Source organism: Jiangella gansuensis DSM 44835 (genome assembly GCF_000515395.1).
Lineage (GTDB): Bacteria > Actinomycetota > Actinomycetes > Jiangellales > Jiangellaceae > Jiangella > Jiangella gansuensis.
The window spans coordinates 2,307,743-2,327,925 of sequence record NZ_KI911782.1; the positions used below are offsets into that span (position 1 = coordinate 2,307,743).

At 70.4% G+C, this 20,183-nt stretch carries 18 protein-coding genes; 13 read left to right on the plus strand and 5 right to left on the minus strand.

The window, feature by feature from the left end:
• The first annotated feature begins 192 nt into the window (after positions 1 to 192).
• Positions 193 to 1,260 carry a TerC/Alx family metal homeostasis membrane protein gene (locus JIAGA_RS0111085; protein WP_026875708.1) on the plus strand — a complete coding sequence of 356 codons (1,068 nt, stop codon included), beginning with the start codon at positions 193 to 195 and terminating at the stop codon, positions 1,258 to 1,260.
• Positions 1,261 to 1,296: 36 nt separating this feature from the next.
• Here JIAGA_RS0111085 and JIAGA_RS0111090 read toward each other — a convergent pair whose 3' ends face one another.
• Both JIAGA_RS0111090 and JIAGA_RS0111095 read right to left on the minus strand, forming a co-directional pair.
• Positions 1,297 to 1,962 carry an MBL fold metallo-hydrolase gene (locus tag JIAGA_RS0111090; protein ID WP_026875709.1) on the minus strand — a complete coding sequence of 222 codons (666 nt, stop codon included), beginning with the start codon at positions 1,960 to 1,962 and terminating at the stop codon, positions 1,297 to 1,299.
• Positions 1,963 to 1,972: 10 nt separating this feature from the next.
• Positions 1,973 to 2,701: a maleylpyruvate isomerase family mycothiol-dependent enzyme gene (locus JIAGA_RS0111095; RefSeq protein WP_035813962.1), complete on the minus strand. Its 729-nt coding sequence runs from the start codon at positions 2,699 to 2,701 to the stop codon at positions 1,973 to 1,975.
• A 193-nt stretch (positions 2,702 to 2,894) separates the two neighbouring features.
• On the opposite strand from JIAGA_RS0111095, the gene uvrA reads away from it, so the two are divergent.
• Together uvrA and JIAGA_RS0111105 are read left to right on the plus strand one after the other, a co-directional pair.
• Positions 2,895 to 5,759: an excinuclease ABC subunit UvrA gene (gene uvrA / locus JIAGA_RS0111100; protein WP_026875711.1), complete on the plus strand. Its 2,865-nt coding sequence runs from the start codon at positions 2,895 to 2,897 to the stop codon at positions 5,757 to 5,759.
• Between the two features lie 44 nt (positions 5,760 to 5,803).
• Complete coding sequence (locus tag JIAGA_RS0111105) at positions 5,804 to 6,385, plus strand: Rieske (2Fe-2S) protein (protein WP_051425969.1); 582 nt, start codon at positions 5,804 to 5,806, stop codon at positions 6,383 to 6,385.
• Between the two features lie 152 nt (positions 6,386 to 6,537).
• Here JIAGA_RS0111105 and JIAGA_RS0111110 read toward each other — a convergent pair whose 3' ends face one another.
• The gene (locus JIAGA_RS0111110) at positions 6,538 to 7,389 is read right to left on the minus strand and encodes a mechanosensitive ion channel family protein (RefSeq protein ID WP_084469616.1); all 852 of its coding nucleotides are present in this window, start codon (positions 7,387 to 7,389) and stop codon (positions 6,538 to 6,540) included.
• Positions 7,390 to 7,627: 238 nt separating this feature from the next.
• On the opposite strand from JIAGA_RS0111110, the gene uvrC reads away from it, so the two are divergent.
• The 6 genes from uvrC (at position 7,628) to JIAGA_RS35250 (ending at position 13,851) form a co-directional block, all read left to right on the plus strand.
• On the plus strand, positions 7,628 to 9,583 hold the full coding sequence (uvrC, locus tag JIAGA_RS0111115) for an excinuclease ABC subunit UvrC (protein ID WP_026875714.1): 1,956 nt from the start codon (positions 7,628 to 7,630) through the stop codon (positions 9,581 to 9,583).
• Positions 9,584 to 9,647: 64 nt separating this feature from the next.
• Positions 9,648 to 10,541, plus strand: coding sequence for an RNase adapter RapZ (gene rapZ / locus JIAGA_RS0111120; RefSeq protein ID WP_051425970.1), 894 nt, complete (start codon positions 9,648 to 9,650; stop codon positions 10,539 to 10,541).
• Positions 10,538 to 11,554 carry a gluconeogenesis factor YvcK family protein gene (locus JIAGA_RS0111125; protein ID WP_026875716.1) on the plus strand — a complete coding sequence of 339 codons (1,017 nt, stop codon included), beginning with the start codon at positions 10,538 to 10,540 and terminating at the stop codon, positions 11,552 to 11,554. Before rapZ ends, JIAGA_RS0111125 begins: the two co-directional genes overlap by 4 nt.
• Before the next feature lie 55 nt (positions 11,555 to 11,609).
• Positions 11,610 to 12,590: a DNA-binding protein WhiA gene (whiA, locus tag JIAGA_RS0111130; protein WP_026875717.1), complete on the plus strand. Its 981-nt coding sequence runs from the start codon at positions 11,610 to 11,612 to the stop codon at positions 12,588 to 12,590.
• The gene (locus tag JIAGA_RS0111135) at positions 12,587 to 13,648 is read left to right on the plus strand and encodes a DUF2332 domain-containing protein (RefSeq protein ID WP_026877994.1); all 1,062 of its coding nucleotides are present in this window, start codon (positions 12,587 to 12,589) and stop codon (positions 13,646 to 13,648) included. Before whiA ends, JIAGA_RS0111135 begins: the two co-directional genes overlap by 4 nt.
• A gap of 44 nt (positions 13,649 to 13,692) precedes the next feature.
• Positions 13,693 to 13,851 carry a hypothetical protein gene (locus JIAGA_RS35250; RefSeq protein ID WP_157553006.1) on the plus strand — a complete coding sequence of 53 codons (159 nt, stop codon included), beginning with the start codon at positions 13,693 to 13,695 and terminating at the stop codon, positions 13,849 to 13,851.
• Positions 13,852 to 14,449: 598 nt separating this feature from the next.
• On the opposite strand, the gene JIAGA_RS29110 is transcribed toward JIAGA_RS35250, so the two are convergent.
• Both JIAGA_RS29110 and JIAGA_RS0111150 read right to left on the minus strand, forming a co-directional pair.
• The gene (locus JIAGA_RS29110; protein WP_035812415.1) at positions 14,450 to 15,964 is read right to left on the minus strand and encodes a flotillin family protein; all 1,515 of its coding nucleotides are present in this window, start codon (positions 15,962 to 15,964) and stop codon (positions 14,450 to 14,452) included.
• 92 nt (positions 15,965 to 16,056) lie between these two features.
• Positions 16,057 to 16,542, minus strand: coding sequence for an NfeD family protein (locus tag JIAGA_RS0111150; protein WP_026875718.1), 486 nt, complete (start codon positions 16,540 to 16,542; stop codon positions 16,057 to 16,059).
• Positions 16,543 to 16,806: 264 nt separating this feature from the next.
• Here JIAGA_RS0111150 and gap point away from each other — a divergent pair, with 264 nt between their 5' ends.
• The 4 genes from gap (at position 16,807) to secG (ending at position 20,170) form a co-directional block, all read left to right on the plus strand.
• Positions 16,807 to 17,811 carry a type I glyceraldehyde-3-phosphate dehydrogenase gene (gene gap, locus JIAGA_RS0111155; protein ID WP_026875719.1) on the plus strand — a complete coding sequence of 335 codons (1,005 nt, stop codon included), beginning with the start codon at positions 16,807 to 16,809 and terminating at the stop codon, positions 17,809 to 17,811.
• A 5-nt stretch (positions 17,812 to 17,816) separates the two neighbouring features.
• Positions 17,817 to 19,019, plus strand: a complete 1,203-nt coding sequence (locus tag JIAGA_RS0111160) for a phosphoglycerate kinase (RefSeq protein ID WP_026875720.1) — start codon at positions 17,817 to 17,819, stop codon at positions 19,017 to 19,019.
• Between the two features lie 3 nt (positions 19,020 to 19,022).
• Positions 19,023 to 19,808, plus strand: coding sequence for a triose-phosphate isomerase (gene tpiA, locus JIAGA_RS0111165; RefSeq protein ID WP_026875721.1), 786 nt, complete (start codon positions 19,023 to 19,025; stop codon positions 19,806 to 19,808).
• 131 nt (positions 19,809 to 19,939) lie between these two features.
• Entirely contained in the window at positions 19,940 to 20,170 is a 231-nt protein-coding gene (gene secG, locus JIAGA_RS0111170) for a preprotein translocase subunit SecG (protein WP_026875722.1), read from the plus strand.
• Positions 20,171 to 20,183: the final 13 nt, after the last annotated feature.

Here is a 20,183-nt window from a genome sequence, read left to right on the forward strand (position 1 = left end):
GTGGCTGTGAAATATACTGGGGCACGGCGTGGAGGGGAGTACTCCCGACGCGGTGGCATCGTCATCACGGATGCTCCCTACCCCGGGGGTAGCCCGGTGCCGCCGGCCCGGTGATCCCGGGCGGACGAGACCTCCGGTTGCGCGCAGCGTCCGCTGCGCGGTCAGCTCACCGGAGAGGACTCTGTCTTCGTGTTGGACCTGCCCGTGTGGTTCGAGATCGGGACCTTCGTGGTCCTGATCCTCCTCCTCATTGTCGACCTGCTGATCGTCACCCGGCGCCCACACGCTCCCTCGATCAAAGAGGCGTCGCTGTGGGTGTCGTTCTATGTCGGGCTGGCCGTCGTTTTCGGCATCGTTCTGATGTTCGTCGGCCACGGGCAGGCGTCGGGTGAGTTCTTCGCCGGCTGGCTCACCGAGTACAGCCTCAGCGTCGACAACCTGTTCATCTTCGTCATCATCATGGCCCAGTTCCGGGTGCCTCGGCAGTATCAGCAGTCGGTGCTGATGTTCGGCATCCTGACGGCCATCGTGATGCGCGGTGTCTTCATCCTCCTCGGGGCCGCACTGATCAACCAGTTCGCCTGGGTCTTCTACATCTTCGGCGCGTTCCTCATCTACACCGCCGTCAAGCTGGCCAACCAGCAGGTGCACCATGAGGAGCAGGAGGAGGAGTACGAGAACGCCCTCGTCCGGCGCGCCCGGAGGGTGTTGCCGATGACACCGGACTACCACGGCATCAAGCTGCGGGTCCGTGTCGAGGGCAAGCGCCTCTACACCCCGATGCTGATCGTCTTCCTGTCCATCGCCTCGGCCGACCTGCTGTTCGCCGTCGACTCCATCCCGGCGATCTTCGGCCTGACGCAGGAAGCGTTCATCGTGTTCACCGCGAACATCTTCGCCCTGATGGGCCTGCGTCAGCTGTACTTCCTCATCGGCGGGCTGCTCGAACGGCTGGTCTACCTGTCCGCCGGCCTGGCGGTCATCCTGGCCTTCATCGGCGTCAAACTCGTGCTGCACGCGCTGCACGAGAACAACCTGCCGTTCATCAACGGCGGCGAGCCGCTGCACGGCGTGCCCGAGGTGTCCATCGGGATGTCGCTGTCGGTCATCGTCGGCACCCTGCTGGTCACGACGGCGGCGAGCCTGCTCAAGTCGCGTAGTGACGCGCGCAAGGCCGCGCTGTCGTCGGCTTCCGACGAGGTCGTCTCCGCCGACGACGCCGCCCCGGAAACCCACGGAGCGGACGACCACCGGCGCTGAGCGGCGCCCAGGTCGACCACCGAGGGTTCTCGCACCTCACCAGCCGCGGGCGCGCCATTCCGCCAGGTGTGGCCGCTCGCGGCCCAGGGTGGTGTCGTCGCCGTGGCCGGGGTACACCCAGGTCTCGTCGGGCAGCCGGTCGAACAGCTTGCGGGTGACGTCGGCCAGCAGCACGGCGAAGTCCGCCGGTGAGGTCGTCTTGCCCACGCCGCCGGGGAAGAGTGAGTCGCCGGTCCACAGATGCGGCGGGCCGGTCGGGTCGTCGTAGAGCAGGGCGATGCCGCCGGGCGTGTGCCCGGCCAGGTGGATCACCTCGAGCTCGATGCTGCCGAACCGGAGCCGGTCGCCGTCGCGGACCTGCTGCGCGATGCCGGCGCCGGCCCGGATGGCGGGGGCGTCGTCGGCGTGGGCGACGGTGACGGCGCCGGTGGCGGTGGCGACGGCGTCGAGGGCCCGCCAGTGGTCTGCATGCCGATGTGTGGTGACGATCTGACGCACCGGCCCCTCGCCGCAGGTGGCGATGATGCGTTCCGGCTCGGCCGCGGCGTCGATGATCAGCTGGTCACCGGAGTAGCGGCAGCGCAGGAGGTAGACGTTGTTGTCCCAGGAGCCGCCGACCGACAGCTTCGTCATGACCAGGTGCGCGAGCTCGTGCACGGCTGGAGTGCCGCCCGGCTGGACGCGCCCGGTGTAGCCGCCCACGTCGTCTCCGTCAGAGCCAGGCCGGCAGCGACGGCAGCCCACCGGCGGGCTCGACTCGCAGGCCGGCGCCGGGGGAGCGGCCGCTGAGCCAGGCCAGCACGGCGGCGGGGGCGCCGGTGACGGTGAGAGGCGCCTCGGCGCCGATGTGCTCGGTGCCGACGCCGTCGACCTCGAGGGTCATCGGCGGGACGTCGTCGCGGCGGGTGAACGTCCGGACCGTCTCGTCCAGAGCCCGCCGGACGAACGCGTCGGGCCAGTCAGCGGGGGAGTAGCCGGCGTCCAGGTCGACGTGGTGCACCTCCAGTTCGCGCAGCCGCAGCCAGAGCACCCGGCGCCCCGGCAGCGGATCGCCGGTGCCGGCAGGGCCGCGGCGTACCTGGCGCTCCCAGCCGTCGTCGGGCATCTCCATGACGGCCCGGACGAACCGGTCAGCGGAATCGCGCAGGTCGGCGACGATCTCGTCGACTTGGCGGCCGGCGCCGGCCTCGATGTCGGCCGCGCGGGCCTCCGCGCTGGGGTACATGGGCGTCTCGCGCCCGGTGCGGGCCCAGGTGAGGAGATTGGTCAGCGCGTCGGCGTTGCGGGCGACGTGCGTGAGTACGTGGGCACGCGTCCATCCCGGACATAGACTTGCGGCGGTCAGGCCGGCGTCGTCCAGGGTTGCTGCGGTCGAGATGATGCGATCGGTCGCGGCGGTCACCGGACCGGCGGCGGAGTCGCCGCCGGAATCGTGGGACATCGGTTCAGCGTTGACGGTGGGCACGGGATCGAACCTAGCCCGCTTCTGCCGTCACTGCGACTGTGTCGGCGTTCTCCGGCCGGTCGGCGTCTGGCCGTCGAGACGCCGACCTTGTCGGACCCTCGGCCTACGATGCTCGAAACCGTACGTCTGTCCACAGCACCATCGCCCATACCGGAGTCCACGGGGTCTCATGACCGAACGAACCGCCGCCCGAGCCAGCGACCGTCTGGTCGTCCGAGGCGCTCGGGAGCACAACCTCAAAGACGTCTCCCTCGATCTGCCGCGTGACGCGCTGATCGTGTTCACCGGCCTGTCCGGGTCGGGGAAGTCCAGCCTGGCCTTCGACACCATCTTCGCCGAAGGCCAGCGGCGGTATGTGGAGTCGCTGTCCGCGTACGCGCGGCAGTTCCTCGGTCAGATGGACAAGCCGGACGTCGACTTCATCGAGGGTCTGTCGCCCGCGGTGTCGATCGACCAGAAGTCCACCTCGCGCAACCCGCGCTCCACCGTCGGCACCATCACCGAGGTCTACGACTATCTGCGGCTGCTGTACGCGCGTGCGGGCCACCCGCACTGCCCGGAATGCGGCCGGCCGATCGGGCGGCAGACGCCGCAGTCCATCGTCGACCAGGTGCTCGGCCTCACCGAGGGGTCCCGGTTCCAGGTGCTGGCGCCGGTCGTGCGGGCACGCAAGGGCGAGTACGCCGATCTATTCCGCACCCTGGCGTCGCAGGGGTACTCGCGGGCTCGGGTCGACGGCGTGGTGCATCAGCTCACCGACGTGCCCAAGCTGAAGAAGCAGGAAAAGCACACCATCGAGGTGGTGGTCGACCGGCTGGCGGTCAAGGAGTCGGCCAAGCGCCGGCTCACCGACTCCATCGAGACGGCGCTGCGGCTGTCCGGGGGCCTGGTCACGCTCGACTTCGTCGACCTGCCCGAGGACGACGAGCACCGTGAGCGGGTCTACTCCGAGCACCTGTACTGCCCGTACGACGAGCTGTCGTTCGAAGAGCTGGAGCCGCGGTCGTTCTCGTTCAACTCGCCGTTCGGCGCCTGCCCGGAGTGCACCGGCCTGGGCACCCGCATGGAGGTCGACGAGGAGCTCGTGGTCCCGGACCCGTCGAAGAGCCTCGACGACGGCGCCCTGGCACCCTGGGCGCCGGGCAGCACGTCGGAGTACTTCGACCGGCTGATCACCGCGCTGGCCGACTCCGTCGGGTTCCGAACCGACGTGCCGTTCGAATCGCTGCCGAAGAAGGCCCGGCAGGCGCTGCTGCACGGCCATCCCGACCAGGTGCACGTGCGCTACCGCAACCGGTACGGCCGCGAGCGCTCGTACTACACCAGTTACGAGGGCGTCATCCCCTGGGTACGCCGCCGGTACGCCGAGGCGGAGTCCGACACCAGCCGCGAGCGGTTCGAGGGCTTCATGCGCGAGGTGCCCTGCCCGGCGTGCCGCGGTACCCGGCTCAAGCCGGTCGTCCTGGCGGTGACGGTGGGCGGTCGCAGCATCGCCGACGTCGCGTCGCTGCCCATCGGCGAATGCGCGCAGTTCCTGCGCACGCTGCAGCTGTCCGAGCGCGAGGAGCAGATCGCCGCCAGGGTGCTCAAGGAGGTCAATGAGCGGCTGCAGTTCCTCGTCGACGTCGGCCTCGACTACCTGAGCCTGGACCGCGCGTCGGCCACGCTGGCCGGCGGTGAGGCGCAGCGTATTCGGCTGGCGACGCAGATCGGCTCCGGCCTGGTCGGGGTGCTCTATGTGCTGGACGAGCCGTCCATCGGGCTGCACCAGCGCGACAACCACCGGCTCATCGAGACCCTGGTCAGGTTGCGCGACCTCGGCAACACGCTGATCGTCGTCGAGCACGACGAAGACACCATCAAGGTCGCCGACTGGGTCGTCGACATCGGCCCCGGCGCAGGTGAGCACGGCGGCCAGGTGGTGGTCAGCGGTACCGTCGACGACCTCATCGCCGAAGAGAGCTCGCTGACCGGGGCCTACCTGTCCGGCAAGCGGCGCATCGACGTCCCGGCGGTGCGCCGCCCACCGGTGAAGGACCGCGCCATCACGGTCGTCGGGGCGCGCGCCAACAATCTGCGCGATGTCACCGTCAGCGTCCCGCTGGGCTGCTTCGTCGCCGTCACCGGCGTCAGCGGGTCCGGGAAGTCCACGCTGGTCAACGACATCCTGTACACGTCACTGGCGAAAGAGATCTACAACGCGCGGGCGGTGCCGGGCCGGCATCGGCGCATCGACGGCATGGGGCTGGTCGACAAGGTCGTGCACGTCGACCAGTCGCCCATCGGCCGGACCCCGCGCAGCAACCCGGCCACCTACACCGGCGTCTTCGACAGCATCCGCAAGCTGTTCGCCGAGACGCAGGAGGCGAAGGTCCGCGGCTACCAGCCGGGCCGATTCTCGTTCAACGTCAAGGGCGGGCGCTGTGAGGCCTGCAGCGGCGACGGCACGATCAAGATCGAGATGAACTTCCTGCCGGATGTGTACGTGCCGTGCGAGGTGTGCCACGGCGCCCGGTACAACCGGGAGACGCTGGAGGTCCACTACAAGGGCAAGACAATCTCCGAAGTGCTCGACATGCCCATCGAGGAGGCCGTCGAGTTCTTCGCGCCGGTCGAGCGGATCGCTCGGCACCTGCGCACCCTGAAGGAGGTCGGCCTGGGGTACGTGCGGCTCGGGCAGCCGGCGCCCACGCTCTCCGGCGGTGAGGCCCAGCGGGTCAAGCTCGCCGCCGAGCTGCAGCGCCGCTCCACCGGGCGCACCATCTACGTGCTCGACGAGCCCACCACCGGGCTGCACTTCGAGGACATCCGCAAGCTCATCGGCGTCCTGCAGGGCTTGGTCGACAAGGGCAACACCGTGGTGGTCATCGAACACAACCTCGACGTCGTCAAGACCGCCGACTGGATCATCGACATGGGTCCGGAAGGAGGCTCCGGCGGCGGCACCGTCGTGGCCACCGGCACCCCGGAGGACGTCGCCAAGGTCGAGGCGTCGCACACCGGGACGTTCCTCCGCGACATCCTGGGAGTATGACCAGAATGCAATCCATCCAGGCCGTGGCCGCGTAGGAATAGGTCATGGAGACCCGACTGCTCGGCCACGGCCACGCACCGCCCGCTGACGCCGCTGGCGGCGCCGACCCCGATTCGCCGGCGGGTCACGCCGGCTGCCAGCGGTGCATCGGCCGCCGGACCGCGCTGATGGGCATGGGCGCGGTCGGGGTCGCCGGGCTTCTCGCCGCGTGCGGTGGCGGCTCCGACACCGCCGAGCCGTCGGCGCCGGCCACGGGGGCGGCACCCGAGTCGGAGCAGCCCACCACCCCGGCGGACGAGCCCAGTACGCCGGCGGAGACTTCCGAGCCCGGGACCTCCAGCGAGGCGCTGACCACGACGGCCGAGGTCCCGGTGGGCAGCGGGGTCATTCTCGACGGCGCCGGTGTGGTGGTGACGCAGCCGACCGCCGGCCAGTTCGTGGCGTTCGGCGCCACCTGCACACACCAGGGCTGTGCCGTCACCGAGATCGGCGACGGCCTCATCACGTGCACGTGCCACGGCAGCCAGTACTCGGTGACCGACGGCTCGGTCCAGCAGGGCCCGGCGGAGCAGCCGCTGCCGCCGGTAGCCATCGTCGTCGAGGGCGATCAGATCTTCGCCGGTTGATCGTTGCTCGCTGGACGCAGGACCCGGGTCCGGTCTGGAAGACCGTCACCCGGCCGGCCGGCGAACGGGGTGAACCGGTGGCCGGCCGTGTGACGGCGACTGAGGCGGTGGTGGCCCCAGAGTGTTCCCGATCAGGGTGGTTCGGATCCGGTTCAGAGGCCGGGCCGCGGGTCGAGCGGCGGCTCCGTCGCGGGCGGCTCGTCGCCCGGGTCGCCCGGGTTCGCCGAGCCGTAGCCGCCCGGCGTCGTGGAGCTGTAGCCGCCCGCCGAGGCCGAGGCCGGGGCCGAAGCCGGGGTGGACGGCGAGCCCATCGGCTGCTGGTCGGGCCGCGGTGCCAGCTTCGTCCACCACTCCTGTGCCGTCTTGATGCCACCGACACCGAACGCGATGGTCGCGGCGAGCAGGATCGACAACGGCAGGTACTGCAGCAGGGTGTTCTCCACCTTCGAGGTGACCGACGGGGCGAAGTTGAGGGTGTCGAATGCCGCGAGCACCCCGATCACCAGAACGCCGACGCGCACCGCCGTGCTCACCCACGCCATGTTGCGGCTCTCGGCGAACGGCCGGACCACGCTGCTGGCCCAATTCGCGATCGCCGCGGCCACGAACAGCACCAGCAATGCCACCGCGACCAGCGGCAGATATGCGATCAAGCGGTTCAGCATCGACGTCAGTTCGTCGATCTCCAGCACTTCCGCGGCGATTTGCACGAAGATGATGAAGATCAGGAAATAGGCCACTTGGCCGATCAATGCCACGCCCGACGTGCCGGCTTGCCGCAGCGTGTTCTCCATGCCCGCGGCCTCGGTCAGCCGCCCGGCTCCGATCTTCTCCAATCCCGCCGTGAGCAGCCGCCGGATCAGTTTCGCGATCCAGTGACCGACGAGCAGCAGCAGGAGCGCTACCACCAATCGGGGCACGAAATCGCCTACGTCTCTACCGAGATCGGTGAACGAATCGCCGAGTTGGTCGATGAAGTTGTCTGTTCTCACGTATGTCGGCATGCGTGCCTCCTACTGGTCTTCCAGGTGCCCCCGAAGATAGTTCCGGGCGGCGCGCGGCTCAGCGGAATTCCGTTTTGCCCCGCCCCTTCCGGAATGGCATTCACCGGCATTGTCGGAGAATCATGGGCATTGTCACGTGCCGCCGTCGTGCGTCGTCGGTGGGCGTTGCTCCCCACCACCGCGGCATCCGGCGGACGCCCGCCGGGCGGTGTCGGTGGCCCGGCATAGGGTGGTGGTCGTGGCCGATCCGTCGACGTACCGCCCGGCCCCGGGGTCGATCCCGGTCGAACCCGGGGTCTATCGATTCAGTGACTCCCGGGGCCGTGTCATCTACGTGGGCAAGGCGAAGAGCTTGCGGGCGCGGCTGTCGTCGTACTTCCAGGATCTGGCTGCGCTGCATCCGCGGACGCTCGCCATGGTCACCACGGCGGCCAAGGTGGAGTGGACCGTGGTCCGCACCGAGGTCGAGGCGCTGCAGCTGGAGTACTCCTGGATCAAGGAGTTCGACCCGCGCTTCAACGTGCGCTACCGCGACGACAAGTCCTACCCGTACCTGGCGGTCACCCTCAACGAGGAGTATCCGCGCGCCATGGTCATGCGCGGCGCGAAGAAGCGGGGGGTGCGCTATTTCGGCCCGTACGCCCACGCCTGGGCCATCCGCGAGACACTCGACCAGCTGCTGCGGGTGTTCCCGGTGCGCAGCTGCTCCAAGGGCGTGTTCAACCGGTCCCGGCAGATCGGCCGGCCGTGCCTGCTGGGTTACATCGGTAAGTGCTCGGCGCCGTGTGTCGGCCGGGTCGACGCCGACGAGCACCGCGACATCGCCGACGACCTCGTCGCCTTTCTCGAGGGTCGCACGACGGGGTATGTGCGGCGGCTGGAACGGGAGATGAAGGCAGCCGCGGCCGAGCTCGACTTCGAGCGCGCGGCGCGGCTGCGGGACGACATTGCCGCCCTCGAACGGGCCATGGAAGCCAACGCCGTGGTGCTGGGCGACGGCACCGACGCCGACGTCGTCGCGCTCGCCGACGACCCCCTGGAGGTGGCGGTCCAGGTCTTCTACGTGCGCGGGGGGCGAATCCGCGGCCAGCGTGGCTGGGTGGCCGACAAGGCCGACGACGCACCGGCCGGTGAGCTGGTCGAACGGTTCCTGCTGCAGCTGTACGGCGAGCTGGGCGGCGAGGCGGTGCCGCGCGAGATCCTGGTGCCGGCGCTACCCGACGACCCCGATGAGGCGCAGGCCCTGCACGAGCTGCTCACGGAGCTGAAGGGCGGCCGGGTCGACCTGCGGGTGCCGCAGCGCGGCGACAAACGGGCCCTGATGCAGACCGTCGCCGCCAACGCCGCGCAGGCGCTCAACCTGCACAAGACCAAGCGGGCCAGCGACCTCACCACCCGCAGCCGGGCGCTGGGGGAGATCCAGGACGCGCTGGAGCTGGACGAGCCGCCGCTGCGGATCGAGTGCTACGACATCTCCAACCTGGCCGGAACCGAGGTCGTCGGTTCGATGGTGGTGTTCGAGGACGGTCTGCCGCGCAAGAGCGAGTACCGCAAGTTCACCGTCCGTGGCGAGCAGGGCACCGACGACGTCGCCGCCATCCGCGAGGTGCTGAGTCGGCGGTTCCGACGGCTGCAGGAGGCCGAGGAGGCCCCCGCCGACCCGGGCCGGCCAGGCATCGACCCCGAGACGGGGCGGCCGCGCAAGTTCGCCTACGCGCCCGGGCTTGTCGTCGTCGACGGCGGGCAGCCGCAGGTCAACGCCGCCAGGCAGGCCATGGACGAGGCGGGGATGAGCGACATCCCCGTCGTCGGGCTGGCCAAACGGCTGGAAGAGGTGTGGCCGCCCGACTCCGACCATCCGGTGATCATGCCCCGCACCAGCGAGGGGCTCTACCTGCTGCAGCGGGTCCGCGACGAAGCGCACCGGTTCGCCATCACGTTCCACCGGCAGCGCCGTTCCACGTCTATGGTCGACAGCCTGCTCGACGGCGTGCCCGGCCTGGGACCGGCCCGGCGCAAGGCGCTGATGACCCGATTCGGTTCGCTGAAGCGGCTGCGAGCTGCGACAATGGAGCAGATCGCGGAGGTCCCCGGCTTCGGTCCTGCGACGGCGCAGGCGGTGGTGGACGCGCTGGCCGCACGGCCGGCCGCCCCAGCCGTGAACACCGCGACCGGTGAGGTGCTCGAGTCGTGATCCGCACCGGTCGCCACCGACTCGCCACGCACCAGTTCGTCAGGCACGAGGGGGATGGAGAACCATGAACGACCAGGGCCGGCCGACCGAGGCGCCGCCCATCGACAACCTGGAGCTGCTGCTCGTCACCGGCATGTCCGGCGCCGGGAAAACGGCAGCCACGGCCGCGTTGGACGACATCGGCTGGTTCGTCGTCGACAACCTGCCGCCCTCGCTGCTCATGGACCTGGTCACCACCGTCACCACCCGCACCGACCTGCGCCGGGTGGCCGTCGTGGCGGACGTGCGGGGTGGCGTGTTCTTCTCCGAGCTGCGCGGGGCACTGGACCGGCTGGGGGAGCAGGGCATCCGCCCGACGGTGCTGTTCCTGGAGGCCGGCGACGAAGCCCTGGTCCGCCGGTTCGAGTCGGCCCGCCGCCCGCACCCGTTGCAGGCCGGGGGGCGGGTCCTGGAGGCCATCGAGCGCGAGCGGGAGGAGCTGGCGTCGCTGCGGGTGGCCGCCGACGTCGTCGTCGACACCTCGTTGCTGAACGTGAACGAGCTCGGTGCCCGGGTCCGTGCCGCGTTCTCCGGCCCGGAGGTCGGGCTGCGGGCCATCGTGGTGTCGTTCGGGTTCAAGTACGGTCTCCCGGTGGACGCTGACATGGTGGCCGACATGAGGTTCCTGCCCAACCCGCACTGGGTGCCGCACCTGCGGTTGCAGAACGGCACCGACGTCGAGGTCAGCGACTACGTCCTGGCCCAGCCCGGCGCCGATGAGTTCCTCGACCACTACAGCGAGCTGGTCGAGATGGTCTCCCAGGGCTACCTGCGCGAGGGTAAGCGGTTCGTGACACTCGGCATCGGCTGCACCGGCGGCAAGCACCGCAGTGTCGCCATGACCGAGGCGTTGGCGCAGCGGCTGCGCAAGCAGGGCATCGAGACCCTCGTCGTACACCGGGACCTCGGCCGGGAATGACCGAGCTGCCACCGGTCCCGGCCCGGCCCGGGACGGCTCCCCGGCTGGCCGGGCCCAAGGTGGTCGCGCTGGGCGGCGGGCACGGGCTGGCGGCGTCGCTGGCGGCGCTGCGCCGGATGGCGGGCCGGCTGACCGCCGTCGTTACCGTCGCCGACGACGGCGGTTCCAGCGGGCGGCTGCGCTCCGAGCTGGGCGTGCTGCCGCCGGGCGACTTGCGGATGGCCCTGGCGGCGCTGTGCGGTGACGACGACTGGGGCCGCACCTGGGCGCGGGTGCTCCAGCACCGCTTCGCCAGCGGCGGCGAGCTGCACAACCACGCCGCCGGAAATCTGCTGATCGTGGCGCTGTGGGAACTGCTCGGTGGTCATGTCGAGGGTCTGGATTGGGTCGGCCGGCTGCTCGGCGCACAGGGCCGGGTGCTGCCGATGTCGCTGCTGCCGCTGAACATCGAGGCGCTGGTGGGCCGCCCGGCGCCGGTGGCCGGTGGCCAACGCGAGGTCACCACCGTCTCGGGGCAGCACGCGGTCGCCACCGTCGACGGCGACATCGTCGCCGTCCGGCTGGTTCCGGACAGCCCACCGGCCTGTCCCGAGGCCTTGGCGGCCATCGACGACGCCGACTGGGTGGTCCTGGGGCCCGGGTCGTGGTTCAGCAGCGTGGTGCCGCACCTGCTGGTGCCGGAGTTGCGGGACGCCCTCGTGTCCACGCCGGCCCGGCGCGCGGTCGTCCTGAACATCTCCGACGAGGGCGGCGAGACCACCGGTTTCACGCCCGAGATGCACCTCGAGGTGCTCGGCGTCTACGCGCCGGACCTGCGCATCGATCTCGTCATCGCGGAGCGCTCGGCCTGCCCGGACGAGAAGCTGCTGCGCCGCATCGCCGGCGAGATGGGGGCGGAACTGGTCGTGACCGACGTCGCGGTCGGCGACGGCACGCCCCGGCACGATGCCGCCCGGCTGGGCCGCACGTTCGCCGACACCCTGGGCCGCGGCGGCATCGGCCGCTGGCGCTGAGTGGGGTGTGGAACGGCGGGCCGAGCACGGGTCCGGGTGTGGCAGGATCGAGCGCATGGCGATGACAGCATCCGTGAAGGACGAGCTGGCTCGCCTCGAGGTGACCAAGACGTGCTGCCGTAAGGCCGAGGTGTCGTCGCTGTTGCGATTCGGCGGCGGCCTGCACATTGTCAGTGGGAAGATCGTCATCGAGGCCGAGCTGGATACGGGGGTCGCGGCCCGCAGGCTGCGACGGGACATTGCGGAGGTGTTCGGCCACGAGAGCGACGTCGCCGTGGTCGCCGCGGGCGGGTTGCGCAAGGGCAGCCGGTACGTGGTGCGGGTGGTCCGCGACGGTGAGCGGCTGGCCCGCCAGACCGGGCTGATCGACGCCAGCGGCCGTCCGGTGCGCGGCTTGCCGCCGCAGGTGGTGAACGGCGCCGATCACGACGCCGAGGCGGCGTGGCGTGGCGCGTTCCTGGCGCACGGCTCGCTGACCGAACCGGGCCGGTCGTCCGCGCTCGAGGTCACTTGCCCCGGCCCGGAGGCCGCGTTGGCTCTGGTGGGTGCGGCCCGGCGGCTCGACATCCAGGCCAAGGCCCGCGACGTGCGCGGCACAGACCGGGTGGTGGTACGCGACGGCGACGCCATCGGTGCCCTGCTCACTCGGTTGGGCGCGCACGACAGCGTGCTGGCCTGGGAGGAGCGGCGGATGCGGCGCGAGGTGCGGGCCACCGCGAACCGCCTGGCCAATTTCGACGACGCCAACCTGCGACGGTCCGCGCGGGCCGCGGTCGCCGCGGGCGCCCGGGTGGAGCGAGCGTTAGAGATTCTCGGCGACGACGTTCCCGACCACCTGCGCGCCGCGGGCGTCCTCCGGTTGCAGAACAAGCAGGCAAGTCTGGAGGAGCTCGGTCAGCTCTCCGACCCGCCCATGACGAAGGACGCCGTGGCCGGCCGGATCCGCCGGCTGCTCGCGATGGCCGACCGCAAGGCCGCCGACGAAGGCATCCCGGACACCGAGTCCACCCTGACCCCGGAGATGCTGGCGCCCTGAGTTCCCGCACACTCGCTCAGGCGTACCGGCGCTTCGGTGAGGTCGAGGCTGCCGGTACCTCGCCGCTGTACGAACGCGTCGCCGTCGCTTTGAGTGAGTCCGACGAAGCACTGCGCGCCATCGAGGCGGCACCGGCAGGCAAGCGGCACCCCACGGTGATCCTCGCCGCCCTGCACGACCTCGCCCTCGCCGGGCGGGCCCCGGCGCTGGCGGCGGCCTACGCCGCAGGGGACCGCGACGCTGCCGCTGCCGCCGCGATCGACGCGCTGCAGCACATGACCGACTCGGTCGTGGCCGTCGCTGCACGCCGGCGGCCGCGGCCCGACGAGACCGGACGCTGCGCCGTGCTCTATCCGCCCATCGCCGAGGCGGCGCGCCGGGGCGGCGCGAATGCGGTCGGGCTGATCGACGTGGGCTGCTCGGCCGCGCTCAATCTCAATGTCGATCGCGTCGGCCTCACGTACAGCAATGGACAGTCGCTGGGCGACCCGTCGTCTCCCGTGCGGTTGTCGTCGTCCGTCGTGGGAGACCGGCCCGTCCCGACGCGAGCGATGCCCGAGGTGGTCGCCCGGATCGGCGTCGACCTCGACCCGGTCGACGTGACCGACGCGGACGACGCCCGATGGTTGCGCGCCTGCGTGTGGCCGGATCAGCCGGAGCGCGCCGCGAGGCTCGAAGCGGAGATGGCGTTGGCGGCGTCGGCCCCTCCGCTGCTGCTGCGAGGGGACGCCGTCGACGTGCTGCCCGACGCCTTCGCCCAGGTGCCCGCGGACGCGCTGCCCGTCGTCACCACGACGTGGGCGCTGTCGCGCGTCCCGCTCGAGAGCCGGCTGAGCCTCCTGCACTGTCTCCACGAAGCGGCGGCCGGGCGGGCGGTGGCGTGGGTGTCGGTAGAGGGGGTCGGGGTCGCGCCGGCGATACCGACATTCAGCGACCGCCGCGCCTCCGGCCACAGCATCATCGGCGTGGCGCTGTTCGACCACTCGACGCTGCATGCCGAGGCCGTTGGCCGCTGCTGGTCGCGGGGGCGCTTGCTGGCGTGGCTGGCAGATTCCTAGGGCCGAACCTCAGGCATCTGGTCCGCTCGGCGATCAACCGAGCCTTGTACGCGTCGATCCGCCCGTCGGACAACGACGCGTGCGTGTCGGGCAGTGTCGTCTGGGCCACCAGCACCGCCTCGTACGCCGACAGCTTCTGCACCTCGACACCGGCCAGCGCCAACCCCGGACCCGGCGCCATCGCCGCCAGGTCGACGATCTGATCGGACACGACCCCAACGCCCCGCCCCGCCATCGACTGTGGCGCTCCGCGACCAGAGCGCGCCACCCACGTTGGCCACACAGCTGGGGCGGACGACCACGCGCAACACCTTGGCGTGACCGTGCGAAGACGAGCACCACCAGAGTGCCGGCCTCAACGTCCCGGGCTTTCAGGCACCGCGCCGGGTGCGACGGAATGATCAGGTGACCGTTCGCGCCGCATCCGCGTCCCGAGGTCACCTGATCGTTTCGTGTCCACATGCTGGAGACGATCAGGTGCCCGAGCCACGCCGTCCCCGGGTGCTGTCGTCACCTGATCGTCGTCACCGGCCCGATCAGGTGACGCATTGCAGATCAGGCGACACATCGACGATCAGGTGACACATCCCCGCGACACCGCACCGTGAGCTCGATGGCGTCGACGAAGGACACCGGCACGAGTTCGTCTCGTCGCCGAGCTGCCGCAAGCCTGGGTCGAGCACAAGCTCCAGTACTTCGTCCCGGGATCGGACCGAAGCGACCTGGAGGACTACCGAGCGACCGCTTACGACACGTTCACCACGTACATGGATGCTGTCGCCGCCGAGCTGGGGTGACCGGTCAGGGAGCATCTCCGTTCGCGGCGGGGGAGCCGCCGAGCTTGCCGACGGCTCCGGTGGCCGCGGCCTTGATCAGCTCGTCGAGGTCGAGGCCCGTCGCGTTCTTCAGCATCTCGACGGTCTGGACGACGTTGTCGGTGACCTGGCGGGGGAGTGAGCCGACCCCGTCGGCCGACACGACGGTGAGCTTGTCGATGGCGCTGATCGGCGCCGACACCTCGCGCGCGACGGCCGGCAGCACCTCGATGAGCATCTGGAGCACGGCGGCGTCGTTGTAGTGGGCGAACGCCTCGGCGCGCTTGTCCATCGCCTCTGCCTCGGCGTGGCCTCGGGCCAGGATCGCGGACGCCTCGGCTTCACCTTCGCCGCGGACGGCTTCGGCCTCGGCCAGTCGGCGGGCCTTCTCCGCCTCACCGCGCTTGGCGCCCTCGATCGCCTCGGCCTCGGCCAGGGCGGCCCGGCGGGCCTTCTCGGCTTCACCGAGCAGCCGGGCCTCCTCGGCGCGGCCCTGGGCTTCGGCGATGGCCGCGGCCTTGCGGGCTTCGGCCTCGGCGATGTCGGCGCTGCGCTTGCCCTCGGCCTCCTGCTCGACGCGGTACCGCTCGGCGTCGGCCGGCTTGCGCACCTCGGTGTCGAGTTGCCGCTCGGTCAGCGCCGCCTGCCGGACGGCGACCTTCTCCTGCTCGGTGAGGATCGCCTGGTCGCGGTCGGCCTGCGCGAGCGGGCCGGAGGCGGCGGCACGGGCGCTGGCGGCGTCCGTCTCGGCCTTGATCTCGGCCTGCCGCAGCGCGAGCGCACGCTGGGAGACCGCGATCTCCTCCTCGGCCAGGATGCGTGCCTGCTCTGCCGCCTGCCGGGCGTTGGCCTCGGCGATGGCCGCCTCCTGCCCGATCCGGGCGGCCTCCGGGCGCCCCAGGTCGGACAGGTACGAGCCGTCGTCGGTGATGTCCTGGATCTGGAACGTGTCCAGCACGAGGCCCTGCCCGGTCAGGGAGTTCTCCGACTCGTCGGCCACTCGCTGCGCGAACGCGGCCCGGTCGCGGATGATCTGCTCGACCGACAGGCCACCCACGATCGAGCGCAGCGCGCCGGCCAGCACCTCCTGGGTGAACGTCTCGACCTCGTCCTGCTGGGTGAGGAAGCGCTGGGCGGCGGCCCGGATCTGGTCCTCGTTGCCGCCGACCTTCACGATGGCGACGCCCTCGACGTTGAGCTTGATGCCCTGGCCGGACACTGCGCCGCGGATCTGCACCGACAACCGGCGGCTGGACAGGTCGAGGATGTGCAGCTTCTGCACGAACGGGATGACGAAGGTGCCGCCACCCATCACGACCCGCTGGCCGGACAGGTCGGTGGAGATGAGCCCGGTCTCCGGGTTCTTCACCGCTTTGCCGCGCCGGCCGGTGACGATGTAGGCCTCGTTGGGCCCGGCGACCTTGTACCGGCTGGTGATCAACAGCGCGATCAGGATCAGCAGGGCGACGAGCCCGATGACGGTGATGGTCGTCTGGTTCATGAGCGGCGGCTCCCAAGGTGCGACAGGACGAGGTGCGACGGGCGCCCGAGCGGGTGGTGCTGTGAACGGGCGGTGCTGTGAACGGGCGGGTACTACAAGCGGGCGACGGACACGGCGGTGGGAGACAGGACGCCGACGACGGTGACCCTCGAGCCGCTCTCGATCGGTTCGAGGGCGCGAGCGTTCAACCGGGTGAGATGGCCACCGACACTGATGCTGACCACGCCGAAGCCGGAATCCGGGATGCTGGAGACGACGACGCCGTCGTAGCCGAGGACGTCGGTGGTGCGCGGCGTTTCGTCGGTCGCGCCGTTCTTGAGCATCCGGGTCAGCCAGCCGGTCAGGCCGGCCACGAGGGCACCGGCGGCGATCCCGAGGGCGAGGGTGGCCGGCGTGCCCAGGTCGGAGGACTCCGCGAGCGCGGCGCAGAAACCGAACGCCGACACGAACGCGGCGATGGCGGCGCCGGAGAACCAGCCGCCGCCGAAGTCGAGGATGCCGTCGAGGAACTCGCCGGCGATCAGCGACACGAAGAGGAGCCCGAGCCCGATGAAGCCCACGAGCAGATAGATGGTCATCCGGCTTTCCTCCCCGTCGCGGACGGGGCTGATGGTATCGGTCCGCCGGATCGGGGTACGAGGACGCCCGTAGCATCTTCCTGGACATCGTCCTGACGGGCAGCGCGAAGTTTCCGGCAGTGATGCCCTAGTGTTTCCGTTGGGTCACCACGACGGGGTGGGACGACCGATCGGCGGCCTTGGGCCGCGATGCGGCCCCGGTGCCCAGGTGCCTCGGCCGCCCCCGAGAGCAACACACCCTGAACCGTGAAGGAGCAAACTCCGATGACCGTTCGTGTTGGCATCAACGGCTTCGGCCGGATCGGGCGCAACTTCGCCCGCGCGGTGATCGCGCAGGGCCGTGACGACATCCAGATCGTCGGCGCCAACGACCTCACCGACACCAAGACGCTCGCCCACCTGTTCAAGTACGACTCGATCCTCGGCACCCTGGCCGACGTGAGCTTCGAGGGCGACACCATCTCCGCCGGTGGCCAGACCATCAAGGTGCTCAGCGAGCGCGACCCCGCGCAGCTGCCCTGGAAGGACCTCGGCGCCGACGTCGTGCTCGAGTCCACCGGCTTCTTCACCGACGCCACCAAGGCGAAGGCGCACATCGAGGGCGGCGCGCAGAAGGTCATCATCTCTGCCCCGGCGAAGAACGAGGACGTCACGCTGGTCCTGGGCGTCAACGAGGACACCTACGACCCGGCGGCGCACTCGGTCATCTCCAACGCGTCCTGCACCACCAACTGCCTGGCCCCGCTGGCGAAGGTCATCAACGACGCGTTCGGCATCGAGCGTGGCCTGATGACCACGGTGCACGCCTACACGGCCGACCAGAACCTGCAGGACGGCCCGCACAAGGACCTGCGCCGCGCGCGTGCCGCCGCCCTCAACATCGTGCCCACCAGCACGGGTGCGGCCAAGGCCATCGGCCTGGTGCTGCCGGAGCTGAAGGGCAAGCTCGACGGCTTCGCGCTGCGGGTCCCGGTGCCCACCGGCTCGGCCACCGACCTGACCGTCACGCTGTCGCGCGAGGTCACCGTCGACGAGGTGAACGCCGCCTACAAGGCCGCCGCCGAAGGCCCGCTGGCCGGCTACCTGCGCTACACCGAGGACGAGATCGTCTCCTCCGACATCGTCACCGACCCCGCCTCGTGCATCTACGACGCCGGCCTGACCCGCGTCCAGGGTGACCAGGTCAAGGTCGTGGGCTGGTACGACAACGAGTGGGGCTACTCCAACCGTCTGGTCGACCTGGTTCGCTACGTCGGCGCATCGCTCTGAGCACGATGAGGGGAATCGACGAGCTGGAGGACCTGCGCGGCAAGCGGGTCCTCCTGCGCTCAGACCTCAACGTGCCTTTGGACAACAAGGCTGGCAAGTCCGTGATCGTGGACGACGGCCGTGTCCGCGCGTCGGTGCCCACCATCCAGGCACTGCGCGACGCCGGCGCGCGGGTCGTCGTCGTCGCCCACCTGGGCCGGCCGAAGGGCACCCCGGACGCGACGTACTCGCTGGCTCCGGTGGCGACGCGGCTGTCCGAGCTGCTCGGCGCCGAGGTCGCGTTCGCCGCCGACACCGTCGGCGAGAGCGCCCGCAAGACCGTCGCGGCGCTGAACGACGGCGACGTCGCGCTGCTGGAGAACCTGCGTTTCGACGCGCGGGAGACCAGCAAGGACGAAGCCGAACGCGGGGCGTTCGCGGCCGAGCTGGCGGAGTTGGCGGACGTGTTCGTCTCCGACGGCTTCGGTGTGGTGCATCGCAAGCAGGCCAGCGTGTACGACGTGGCCCAGCTACTGCCGCACGCCGCGGGCCGGCTGGTGCTGGCCGAGGTCCAGGCGTTCTCGAAGGTGCTGGACGACCCGCGGCGCCCGTACGTCGTCGTGCTCGGCGGTTCGAAGGTGTCCGACAAACTGGGCGTCATCGACAACCTGCTGGACAAGGTCGACCGCCTGCTCATCGGTGGCGGCATGGCGTTCACGTTCCTCGCCGCTGAGGGCTACGAGGTCGGCGGCTCGCTGCTGGAGTCCGACCAGATCGAGACGGTCAAGGGCTACCTGGACCGCGCCCGGGAACGCGGCGTCGAGCTGGTGCTGCCGGTCGACGTCGTCGTCGCGGCCGACATCAGCGAGGACGCCCAGACCTCGGTGGTGGCCGCGTCGGCCATCCCGGCGGACCAGAAGGGCCTGGACATCGGCCCGGCCACGGTCGAGCTGTTCCGCGGCAAGCTGGCCGACGCCAAGACGGTGGTCTGGAACGGCCCGATGGGCGTGTTCGAACTGGCACCGTTCGCCGGCGGCACGCGTGAGGTCGCGGTGGCCGTATCCCTGGTCGACGGCACCAGCGTCGTCGGCGGCGGCGACTCCGCGGCCGCGGTGCGCCGGCTCGGGCTGGACGAGGGCGCGTTCACGCACATCTCGACCGGCGGTGGCGCGTCGCTGGAGCTGCTGGAGGGCAAGGAACTACCCGGCCTCACCGTGCTGGAGGACTGACGCATGGCAACCACCGCACGCCGGCCGCTGATGGCGGGCAACTGGAAGATGAACCTCAACCACCTCGAGGCCATCGCGCTGGTGCAGAAGCTCGCCTTCTCGCTGACCGCGGAGGACCTCGAGAAGGTCGAGGTGGCCGTGCTGCCGCCGTTCACCGACATTCGCTCGGTGCAGACGCTCATCGAGGGCGACAAGCTCGACATCGTCTACGGCGCGCAGGACATCTCGCAGCACGACTCCGGTGCCTACACCGGCGAGATCAGCGGCGCGCAGCTGGCGAAGCTGGGCTGCACGTTCGCCGTCGTCGGGCACTCCGAGCGGCGGCAGTACCACCACGAGGACGACGCGCTGGTCAACGCCAAGGTGAAGGCGGCTCTCAAGCACGAGCTGACGCCCATCCTGTGCGTGGGTGAGCCGCTGGAGGTCCGGCAGGAAGGCCGGCACGTCGAGCACACCCTGGCGCAGCTGGACGGCGGCCTCGAGGGGCTGAGCGCGCAGCAGGCGGCCACGGTCGTCGTCGCGTACGAGCCGGTGTGGGCCATCGGCACCGGTGAGGTCGCCACGCCCGACGACGCGCAGGAGATGGCCGCGGCCATCCGTGAGCGGCTCGGCAAGCTGTACGACGCCGACGTCGCGAAGGCCGTCCGGGTGCTCTACGGCGGCTCGGTGAAGTCATCGAACGTCAAGCCGATCATGGAGAAGCCCGACGTCGACGGCGCCCTGGTCGGTGGCGCGAGCCTGGACGCCCAGGACTTCGCGTTGATCTCCCGGTACCACCGCAACCCGTGAGATGATCACCCGCCCCGGCGTCCGCGCCGGGGCGGGGTACGATTCGCACGACAGGCTCGAACGCGTAGTCTTGGAGCGGCTGCTGGCGCACCGGCCGAGCACGCCGATCCGGAAGGACAAGGCTGACCACCGTGGAACTGGCATTCTCGATTCTGCTCGTCATCACCAGCGCCCTGCTGATCCTGATGGTGCTGATGCACAAGGGCAAAGGTGGCGGCCTGTCGGACATGTTCGGCGGCGGTGTCTCGTCCTCGCTGGGTGGATCGTCGGTGGCCGAGCGCAACCTCGACCGGCTCACCGTGGCGCTCGGGCTGATCTGGGCGGCCGCCATCGTCGCGCTCGGGTTGCTCAACGCCAGCTAGCCAGGTACCTGGT

Bases quoted from the DNA above. Each gene is read 5' to 3' on its own strand.
- JIAGA_RS0111125 (WP_026875716.1), top strand. From the start codon at position 10,538: ATGACCGAGCTGCCACCGGTCCCGGCCCGGCCCGGGACGGCTCCCCGG.
- JIAGA_RS0111160 (WP_026875720.1), top strand. From the start codon at position 17,817: ATGAGGGGAATCGACGAGCTGGAGGACCTGCGCGGCAAGCGGGTCCTC.
- tpiA (WP_026875721.1), top strand. From the start codon at position 19,023: ATGGCAACCACCGCACGCCGGCCGCTGATGGCGGGCAACTGGAAGATG.
- JIAGA_RS0111105 (WP_051425969.1), top strand. From the start codon at position 5,804: ATGGAGACCCGACTGCTCGGCCACGGCCACGCACCGCCCGCTGACGCC.
- uvrA (WP_026875711.1), top strand. From the start codon at position 2,895: ATGACCGAACGAACCGCCGCCCGAGCCAGCGACCGTCTGGTCGTCCGA.
- whiA (WP_026875717.1), top strand. From the start codon at position 11,610: ATGGCGATGACAGCATCCGTGAAGGACGAGCTGGCTCGCCTCGAGGTG.
- rapZ (WP_051425970.1), top strand. From the start codon at position 9,648: ATGAACGACCAGGGCCGGCCGACCGAGGCGCCGCCCATCGACAACCTG.
- gap (WP_026875719.1), top strand. From the start codon at position 16,807: ATGACCGTTCGTGTTGGCATCAACGGCTTCGGCCGGATCGGGCGCAAC.
- JIAGA_RS0111150 (WP_026875718.1), bottom strand. From the start codon at position 16,542: ATGACCATCTATCTGCTCGTGGGCTTCATCGGGCTCGGGCTCCTCTTC.
- JIAGA_RS0111095 (WP_035813962.1), bottom strand. From the start codon at position 2,701: ATGTCCCACGATTCCGGCGGCGACTCCGCCGCCGGTCCGGTGACCGCC.
- JIAGA_RS29110 (WP_035812415.1), bottom strand. From the start codon at position 15,964: ATGAACCAGACGACCATCACCGTCATCGGGCTCGTCGCCCTGCTGATC.
- JIAGA_RS0111110 (WP_084469616.1), bottom strand. From the start codon at position 7,389: ATGCCGACATACGTGAGAACAGACAACTTCATCGACCAACTCGGCGAT.